9 protein-coding genes are annotated in these 8,339 nt (G+C 72.4%); 4 read left to right on the top strand and 5 right to left on the bottom strand.

The window, feature by feature from the left end:
* Positions 1-326: histidine phosphatase family protein (locus E6J59_01065; GenBank protein TMB23855.1), on the bottom strand; the 326-nt coding region annotated here is incomplete at its 3' end.
* Positions 326-1,501 (bottom strand): TIGR00730 family Rossman fold protein, encoded by a 1,176-nt coding sequence (locus E6J59_01070; GenBank protein TMB23856.1) that lies wholly within the window; start codon positions 1,499-1,501, stop codon positions 326-328. The genes E6J59_01065 and E6J59_01070, both read right to left, overlap by 1 nt.
* Here E6J59_01070 and E6J59_01075 point away from each other — a divergent pair.
* From E6J59_01075 to E6J59_01090, 4 genes are read left to right on the top strand one after another with little or no spacing between them, the layout of a single operon-like run.
* A complete protein-coding gene (locus tag E6J59_01075) occupies positions 1,470-2,591 on the top strand; it encodes an AAA family ATPase (GenBank protein TMB23857.1) in 1,122 nt (373 codons plus the stop codon). The two genes, E6J59_01070 and E6J59_01075, sit on opposite strands and share 32 nt — an antisense overlap.
* Positions 2,408-4,150 carry a VWA domain-containing protein gene (locus E6J59_01080; GenBank protein TMB23858.1) on the top strand — a complete coding sequence of 581 codons (1,743 nt, stop codon included), beginning with the start codon at positions 2,408-2,410 and terminating at the stop codon, positions 4,148-4,150. The genes E6J59_01075 and E6J59_01080 overlap by 184 nt, the downstream gene beginning before the upstream one ends.
* Positions 4,147-5,295 (top strand): CoA transferase, encoded by a 1,149-nt coding sequence (locus tag E6J59_01085; GenBank protein ID TMB23859.1) that lies wholly within the window; start codon positions 4,147-4,149, stop codon positions 5,293-5,295. Before E6J59_01080 ends, E6J59_01085 begins: the two co-directional genes overlap by 4 nt.
* On the top strand, positions 5,295-6,476 hold the full coding sequence (locus E6J59_01090) for a CoA transferase (protein ID TMB23860.1): 1,182 nt from the start codon (positions 5,295-5,297) through the stop codon (positions 6,474-6,476). Before E6J59_01085 ends, E6J59_01090 begins: the two co-directional genes overlap by 1 nt.
* Before the next feature lie 5 nt (positions 6,477-6,481).
* Here the strand turns inward: E6J59_01090 and E6J59_01095 are convergent, their stop codons facing one another.
* The 3 genes from E6J59_01095 to E6J59_01105 are packed head-to-tail and all read right to left on the bottom strand — an operon-like array spanning position 6,482 to position 7,945.
* Complete coding sequence (locus E6J59_01095; GenBank protein ID TMB23861.1) at positions 6,482-6,751, bottom strand: hypothetical protein; 270 nt, start codon at positions 6,749-6,751, stop codon at positions 6,482-6,484.
* Positions 6,748-7,215: a DUF411 domain-containing protein gene (locus tag E6J59_01100; protein ID TMB23862.1), complete on the bottom strand. Its 468-nt coding sequence runs from the start codon at positions 7,213-7,215 to the stop codon at positions 6,748-6,750. Before E6J59_01100 ends, E6J59_01095 begins: the two co-directional genes overlap by 4 nt.
* A 58-nt stretch (positions 7,216-7,273) precedes the next feature.
* Entirely contained in the window at positions 7,274-7,945 is a 672-nt protein-coding gene (locus E6J59_01105; GenBank protein TMB23863.1) for a class I SAM-dependent methyltransferase, read from the bottom strand.
* Positions 7,946-8,339 lie beyond the last annotated feature (394 nt).

Raw genomic sequence — 8,339 nt, forward strand, 5'->3', positions numbered from 1 at the left:
CAGTAGCGCGCCGGGTCGTAGTCGCTCGCGGCGCGCAACGCGGCGTAGGGCTGGCCGGCCAGCTCGCCGTACGACTGCTCGCGCAGGTCCTCCTCGACGCGCACCGCGAGAGCGAGCCGCTCGGCCAGGATGGCGGCCGTCTGGCGCGCGCGCAGGAACGGGCTCGACACGACCGCAACGGGCAGATAGCGCGCCGCGACCCGCTCCGCCGCCCGCAGCACCTGCGCGCGTCCAGCGTCCGTGAGCGGCACCTCGGGCGTGCGCGTGAAGACGCGGTCCCGGTTGCCCGCGCTCTCGCCGTGCCGGATGAGGACGAGCCGCCCCATCAGCCGTCGTGGTTGATGCGGTCGATCAGCTGCCGGAGCCGCCCGAAGTTGGTGCGGTTGAAGTGCAGCACGAGGCGCGGCAGCGCGGCCAGCTCGGGCTCGTCCTCCTCGGCGAGCGCGGGCCCCTGCACGATCGAGCCCGAGAGCAGGATGTCGGCGAAGTCGCGCGACAGGCGGTCGACGAGCTTCGCGGGGAGCGGGCGGGTGAGACGGAGCACGAGCTGGCGGCCGACCGTGCGCGAGGAGTGGTAGACGCGGTAGAAGCGCGTGATCTCCTCCACCGCCTGGTCGACCGAGGTGGTCACCTTGAAGAGCGCCATGTCCTCCTTGGAGATGAGGTGGTGGCGGAGCAGGTGCTCCTCGACGTAGCGCTCCCAGGTCTTCCAGTACGTGCCGCGCGGCGCGTCTACGAACATGATCGGCATCGGCTTCGTCTTGCCCGTCTGCACGAGCGTCAGGCACTCGTAGGCCTCGTCGTGCGTGCCGAAGCCGCCCGGGAAGAGGGCCACCGCGTCCGCCTCCTTCATGAAGATGAGCTTCCGCGTGAAGAAGTAGCGGAACGTGGTGAGCTTCGCGTCCTTGCTGATGAACTCGTTCGGCTCCTGCTCGAAGGGGAGCCGGATGTTGACCCCGAAGCTCCGCTCGCGCCCCGCGCCCTCCTGGCAGGCGCGCATGATGCCGCTGCCCGCGCCGGTGATGAGCATGTAGCCCTCGGCCGCGATGCGGCGCGCGAACTCGTGCGCGGTGCGATAGGCGGCCGCGTCGGGGCGGGTGCGGGCGGAGCCGAAGATGCTCACCTTCCGGACCCCGGCGTAGGGCGCGAACACCTTGAAGGCGTAGCGCAGCTCGCGCAGCGCGGCGTTCAGGAGCTTCACGTCGGCGACGCGCGTGCGGTCGCGCAGCAGCTTCAAGCACGTCTCGACCATCTCGCGCACGAATTGCTCCTCGCCGTGCAGCTTCCCGTCCGTCTGCAGGCGGGGGAGCAGCTCGGTGAGCAGGCTCTTTCGGCGGCGGATCCGGGGGGACTTTCCTGGCAGCAACTCGGGTCTTCCTCCTTCGCGTAGGGCGAAGCGCCATTGTGCCGGGAAGTGCCGCCGGTTGCGAGCTTGCCGCTCGCGCCGGCGCTCGGCTATCTTCCCGCCCGTGGCGTCGCCGCGCGAGCTGCTGCGCAGCATCCGGGAGGAGCTCGGCCAGATCTTCCTCGAGCGCGACGAGCTGATCGACGGCGCGCTGGTGGCGCTCCTCGCCGCGCAGCACGTGCTGGTGATCGGGCCGCCCGGCACGGCCAAGTCGATGCTCGCGGACGAGGTGTGCCGGCGGCTCACGGGCGCGCGCTACTTCCAGTGGCTGCTGACGCGCTTCACGACACCCGAGGAGCTCTTCGGCGCGGTCAGCCTGAAGGCTCTCGAGGAGGACGACTACCGCCGGCTCACCACGCACAAGCTCCCCGAGGCGCACATCGCCTTCCTCGACGAGGTCTTCAAGGCAAGCTCGTCCATCCTGAACACCATCCTGACGGTCATGAACGAGCGTCGCTTCCACAACGGGCGCGAGGTGGTGGAGGTGCCGCTGCTCACGCTCTTCGCGGCCGCGAACGAGCTCCCCGAGGACGACGAGCTGCTCGCCCTCCACGACCGCTTCCTCCTCCGTTTCGTGGTGGACTACCTGGGCGAGGACTTCCGTTTCCTGAAGCTGCTCCAGGCCCGTCCGGCGGCGGCGCGGACGACGCTGCCCCTCGCCGCGCTCGAGGAGGCGCGCGCCGGGGCGGCTGCGCTCCCCGTCCCCGGGGAGGTGCTGCGCGTCATGACCGACCTGCGCCGCGAGCTGCGCGCGAAGAACGTCATCGTCTCCGACCGGCGCTGGGCGCAGGCGGTGGGCGTGCTGCGTGCGCGCGCCTACCTCGCCGGCCGCGGCGCGGTGGGAGACGAGGACGTGCCCTTCCTCGAGCACGTCCTCTGGCGTGATCCGGCGGAGCGCGCGGTAGTCCGCACGACCATCCGCGAGCTCCTGCGTGGCTACGAGGACGAGGTGCAGGTCCTCCTCTACCAGTCGCGCGAGCTGCGCGAGTACGCGCTGCGGGCATGGGACACCGACGAGCTCCGCACCCGCGCCGCGCTCGAGGCGCACACCAAGGTCCGCAACATCCTCGCCAAGGTCGACGTGATCCTCTCGCAGGCGCGGAGCGGGAGGCGCCCGCTCCAGCGGGTGGAGATGCTCCGGGACGAGATCGCCGAGATCGAGCGCGAGATGCTCGGGCGGCTCTGATGCCCAGGCGCCGCAAGGACGCCGCGGCGCGGCCGCGCACGGTCCTCGTCCCGCCCGACGAGCACTGCTGGATCGAGAGCGACGCCTACGACCGGAGCGCGTTCGCGACGCTGCTCGCCGAGGCGCCGACGCTGGCCCGGGTGGCCGAGGACGGCGGCACACTGGTGCCGCACTTCCGGGCGCTGCTCGAGGACGTCTTCTGCCTGCTTTTCAAGCTCGAGCCGCGTCTCAGGCCGGCCGAGGCGGTCGCGCCGGCCGCGGCGCTCGGCCGCACGCTCCTCGAGGCCTTCCACGGCCATCCGCTGCTCGAGCACCTGCGCGAGCGGACGCAGCTCGACGAGACGCAGGCGGGCCTCGGCACGTTGCTGATCGCCGAGCAGGTGCTCGCCATGCTGCGCGAGGAAATCCTCCTGCCGCGCGGCGACCTCCTCGACCTCTGGGACCTCGAGCGGCGCGAGGACGAGCTCCGCCGTCGCGGTGAGGAGCTCGCAGACGTCGACCGCTTGGCCGAGGAGGGCGAGGCCGCCGCGCGCCGGGTGCGGGAGGGCGCCGCCCACGCCGCACGGGTGGCCGAGGCGCGGCTCCGCCAGAAGGCCCAGCAGGTGGCCGAGCGTCTCCGCGAGATGCCGGCGCGCGCCCGCGCCGCGCTGCCCGTCGCGGCCGCGGGCCTCGCGCGCCAGCTCGAGGAGGCGGGGCAGGAGTCCGAGAGCTGGGGCACCGGCCTCGGCGCCGGCGGCCGCACCTCGCCGGGGCGGAAGATCGAGCTCGGCCGGCGGCTCGCCACCAACCCCAAGCTCCGGAAGCTCGCCGCCGCCGTCGGCCGCATGCGCGAGCAGGCGCTCGCGCTCCGCCGGAGTCCCTTCGAGCGCGCCAGCGAGGAGGTCTTCGAGGTGCGCCTCGGGAGCGACCTGGAGCGCCTCCTCCCGCCCGAGCTGCTCGCGCTCCACCACCCTCTCCTGCGCCGCGACTTCGCCCGCCGCCTGGTCGAAGGCCGCCTCCTCTCGTACTCGCTCCGCGGCGCCGACCAGCGCGGCCGCGGCCCGATGATCGTCTGCCTCGACGGCTCGGGCTCGATGGCGGGCGACAAGGAGATCTGGTCGAAGGCGGTCGCGCTGACGCTCCTCGAGGTCGCTCGCCGGCAGCGGCGGCTCTTCCGCTTCATCTGCTTCTCGTCGGCCGACACGCCGCTCTTCACGCTCGACTTGAACCCGCGCGAGCGCCACGAGGTGCAGGAGGACCGTGCGCTCGACGTGGCCGAGTACTTCCCGGGCGGCGGCACCGACTTCGAGACACCGCTCTCCGCCGCGCTCGACTGCCTCCGTGCCGCGCGCTACCGGCGCGGCGACGTCGTCCTCATCACCGACGGCGAATGCCAGGTGGGCCCGGAGTGGCTCGCCGCCTTCAAGGCCGAGAAGGCGCGGCTCGGCTTCGCGCTCTACTCGGTGCTGATCGACGTGGGGCCGAGCTCGGTCGAGGTGCTGCGCGAGCTCTCCGATCGGGTGACGGCGGTGTCGACCCTGACCGATGACGCCGCCCGCGAGCTCTTCCTCCGCCTGTGACGGGTGCGCTGGCGGGGGTGCGCGTCCTCGATCTCGCCGATCAGCGGGGCGCGCTCGCGGGGAAGCTCCTCGCCGGCCTCGGCGCCGACGTCGTCCTCGTCGAGCCGCCGGAGGGCTCGCCGCTGCGGTCCATCCCCCCCTTCTGGCAGGGCGTCGAGGACCCGGAGCGGAGCCTCTTCTTCTGGTTCTACAACGCCGGCAAGCGCGGCATCACGCTCGACTGGCGGCGTCCCGAGGGCGCTGAGCGACTGCGGCGGCTCGCTGCCCGGGCCGACGTCCTGATCGAGAGCGAGCCGCCCGGCGCGCTGGCCGCGCGCGGCTGCGGCCCCGAGTCGCTCCGCGCGCTGAACCCGCGGCTCGTCGTCGCCTCGATCACGCCGTTCGGGCAGACGGGCCCGTACCGCGACTGGCGCGCCTCGGATACGGTCGCGCAGGCGATGGGCGGCATGATGTTCGTGAACGGCCACCCTGACGGCCCGCCGCTCCGCTCGCTCGGCCTCCAGGCCTGCCACCAGGCCGGCATCTTCACGGCGGTGGGCGTGGTGAGCGCGCTCCTCGCCCGTGACACGACCGGCCGCGGCCAGGGCGTCGACGTGAGCCTCCAGGCCGCAGTGGCCGGCGCGCTCGAGCACGTGCCGGGCCTCTGGCACCAGATGGGGCTCGTCCCAACCCGCCAGGGCACGCTCCACTGGACGCGCTACTTCTGCGTCGGCCGCTGCCGTGACGGCTGGGTGATGCACTGCACGCTCGGCGACTGGACCTCGCTCGTCGAGTGGATGAAGGCCGACGGCATGGGCGCCGAGCTCGACGCCCCGGGGCTCGAGGACATCAGGACGCGGCAGGCGGAGGCGGATCGCCTGTTCGCGGCCCTCGACGCCTGGGCGGCGCGCTACACCGTGGAGGACCTGGTCCAGGGCGCGCAGCTCCGTCGCATCCCCTACGCGGCGGTGCGGCCGCCCGAGGCCCTGCTCCGCGACGCGCACCTCGCCGAGCGCGGCTTCTTCGTCCCGATCGAGCACCCGGACCTCGGGCTCACCGTCCCCTACCCGGGCGCGCCGTTTCGGCTGACCGACGCGCCGTGGCGCGCCGCGCGGCCGCCGCGCCTCGGCGAGCACAACGAGCAGGTCGTCGCGGCGCTCCGCTGATGCGGCCGCTCGACGGCATCCGTGTCCTCGACTTCACCTGGGTCGTCGCCGGGCCGGTGACGACGCGCATCCTGGCCGACCTCGGCGCCGACGTGATCAAGGTCGAGCGCCGCGGGAGCCTCGACTTCGGCGACCGCCGCGGCGGCCTCTCGGGCACGCTCATGCGCGGCAAGCGGAGCATCCTGCTCGACCTGAACGACGCGCGCGGCCTCGACCTCGCGCGGCGGCTCGCCGCCGTCTCGGACGTCGTCATCGACAACTTCAGCGCGCGCGTGATGACCAACCTGGGGCTCGACTACGACACGCTCGTGCGGCTCCGGCCGGACATCATCTGCGTGCGCATGACGGGCTTCGGGCTCACCGGCCCCGACCGCGACCACGTGAGCTACGGGCCAACGCTCCAGGCGCTCACCGGCTACACCCTCCTCATGGCCGAGCCGGGCGGCCCGCCGGCGGGCTTCGGCTACTCGTACTCGGACCTGGCGGGGGGGAACCTGGGCGCGCTCGCCGTGCTCGCCGCCATCTGGCACCGGCGGCGGACGGGGCGCGGGCAGCTCGTCGATCTGGCGCAGCTGGAGACGGCGGCGAGCGTTCTCGGCCCGGTGCTGCTCGACCGCGCCGTGCACGGCGGCGCGTCGGCGCCGGCCGGGAACGCGTCGCAGGAGGCGCCCGGCGCCCCGCACGGGGTCTATCCGTGCGCCGGCGAGGAGCGCTGGATCGCGATCACGGTGTTCACCGACACGGAGTGGGAGCGCTTGGGCGAAGCGGTCGGCCGCCCGGCGTGGACGCGGGATGCGCGCTTCGCAACCGGAGCCGGTCGCCTCCGTCACGCCGCGGAGCTGGACCGACACGTCACGGAGTGGACGCGCGGGCAGAAAGCCGAGGAGGCGATGGTGCTACTCCAGCGCGCCGGCGTCGCGGCGGGCCTCGTCGCCAACGCCGAGGACCTGTGCGCGCGCGACCCGCAGCTCGCCGCCCGCCGCCACTTCGTGGACGTGCCCACGCCGGAGGGACGGACGGTGTGGATCGACGGCCCGCCCTTCGTGCTGTCCGAGACGCCGGCCGCCGTGAGCGGCCCGGGCCCGCTCCTCGGCGAGCACGCGGACGAGGTGCTGTCGGGGCTGCTCGGTATCGGCGCCGAGGAGATCGCCGCCCTGCGCGCTGCGGGGGTGCTCGGCTGACCGGCCTACGGCGTACGACCGGCGCCCGGTTTCGCTGCCATCCTGTCGACCACATCCTTCGCGGTCTTGAGATCGCTGCCGTGGATCTCGCGGTAGAGCTTGATCGCGTCGATCTTCCGGCCGAGCGCGACGAGTCGCTCGACGTCCGCGTCGCTGCCCTGGCCCGGCGGCGGATAGAAACCGGTCTGCCGGAGGTCGTCGGTCCTGCGGCGGCTCATGGCGTTGAGCGCCAGCGCCGCCGCTGCGACTGCCACGACGATGTACAGGACCATCATGGCTGGGGCGCCGCGGGACGATGCGAGGAGAAGACCCTGGCCCGCCCCTTCGCCCCCACGGCGAGCACGTCGAAGGGCTCCGGGTTGGGCCCTTCCATTCCCGGCGATCCGATCGGCATCCCTGGAAGCGCCAGGCCGGCGATGCGAGGGCGTTTCTCGAGGAGCCGCTTCACGTCCTCGGCGGGTACGTGACCCTCCACGAAATATCCGGCGACGAGGGCGGTGTGGCACGAAGCCAGTCGCTCGGGGACTCCGTGCTCGCGTTTCACACGCCCGACGTCGGGAACGTCGGTCACCTGGACGGCGAACCCGTGGGCCCGCAGGTGCTCTACCCACTTCGCGCAGCACGCACAGGTGGGAGATTTGAACACTTGCACGGCCGGCGGGTCGGCCAGAGCAGGAGGCGGCGCCACGGCGACCCATGCAGCAAGGGCGATGGCGATCAGGTTCCCGAGTCGGAGCATGGTGAATGGTCTCCCGGAGTTGAGTATCGGAGGCTGGCCGGTCGCGCTTGAACCGGCATCAGCTCTCGCGCGCCTCCACCGCCAGCAGCAGCGGCCGGCCGCGGTACTTCGATGCCCAGGGCACCTGCTGGACCAGGATGTCGTCACCGCGAAACTCGTACACCTCGATGCCACGAAATCCGGCGCCGTCGATCAGGTTCAGGTAATCCGCCACCGTATGTCGAAGCGCTCCGAGGCGATACTCGACGCCATCCCGCTCGAAGTTCGCCTCGATACCCGCCGCGGCCATCTCGGGATGGAACACCGAGAAGACGAACCGCCCTCCTCGAACGAGGCCGTCGCGGATCTCGCGGAACAGCAGGCGGAGGTTGCTCAGGTGCTCCCCGACGAGCGCACACAGGACGGCGTCGAAGGAGCGCCGCCGGACGGGTAACCGGTCGTTCAGGTCCGCCTGCGCGAGGGGGACCGAAGGGTGCTTGGCGCGTGTGACTTTCAACATGCCCCGTGACAGATCGAGACCAACCGGGAAGCTACCCGAGCGAAGCATCAGGCCGAGGTGAGCGCCGGTTCCACATCCCGCGTCCAGGATCCGCTCGCTCCTGCGGGGCCGCAGGAGCGCGACCGTGTGCCGTCGATCGAGCGCGACGAGCGGGTTCGGCGTCTGGTCGTAGCTCTCCGACCAGCGGTCATAGCCCTCGCGAACCTCTGGTCGATGCACTCTCTTGCTCATCCGCCTCCGACCGGCTCGAACGGCCTCGGTGCGAAGAGGAATACCAGCATGGAGTCCATCGTCAACGTCCTCCTCGGGTGGAGCGGATACATCCGCCCGACGAGCCCGGGAGCCCGGCTAAAGAGCCACGGGATTCCAGTCCGGTCCGAAGCCCTCGGCGATGAAGGCGCGGTACGAGCCGGCGGTATCGGTCAGGTGGATGCCGCTGCGGGCGGTTGGGACGTCGAACCACGCGTCGCGGTACGGCGCGACCAACGACGGCCGCCGCCGGAAGCCTCAGCGGCCGTCGGCGAACCGGCTTCCCAGCGCGGCGCCGCAGAACGCGGCCGCGGGCATCAGGAGCACGGAGAGGGCCCACTCCGAGCCGGGTCCCCCCCGCAACACCGCGGAGCCG

The organism is Deltaproteobacteria bacterium (assembly GCA_005879795.1).
GTDB lineage: Bacteria > Desulfobacterota > Binatia > DP-6 > DP-6 > DP-6.

Coding starts and splice junctions, on each gene's coding strand:
- E6J59_01100 (TMB23862.1), bottom strand. CDS start 7,215: ATGCTCCGACTCGGGAACCTGATCGCCATCGCCCTTGCTGCATGGGTC.
- E6J59_01090 (TMB23860.1), top strand. CDS start 5,295: ATGCGGCCGCTCGACGGCATCCGTGTCCTCGACTTCACCTGGGTCGTC.
- E6J59_01095 (TMB23861.1), bottom strand. CDS start 6,751: ATGATGGTCCTGTACATCGTCGTGGCAGTCGCAGCGGCGGCGCTGGCG.
- E6J59_01105 (TMB23863.1), bottom strand. CDS start 7,945: ATGAGCAAGAGAGTGCATCGACCAGAGGTTCGCGAGGGCTATGACCGC.
- E6J59_01070 (TMB23856.1), bottom strand. CDS start 1,501: ATGCTGCGCAGCAGCTCGCGCGGCGACGCCACGGGCGGGAAGATAGCC.
- E6J59_01080 (TMB23858.1), top strand. CDS start 2,408: ATGGGACACCGACGAGCTCCGCACCCGCGCCGCGCTCGAGGCGCACAC.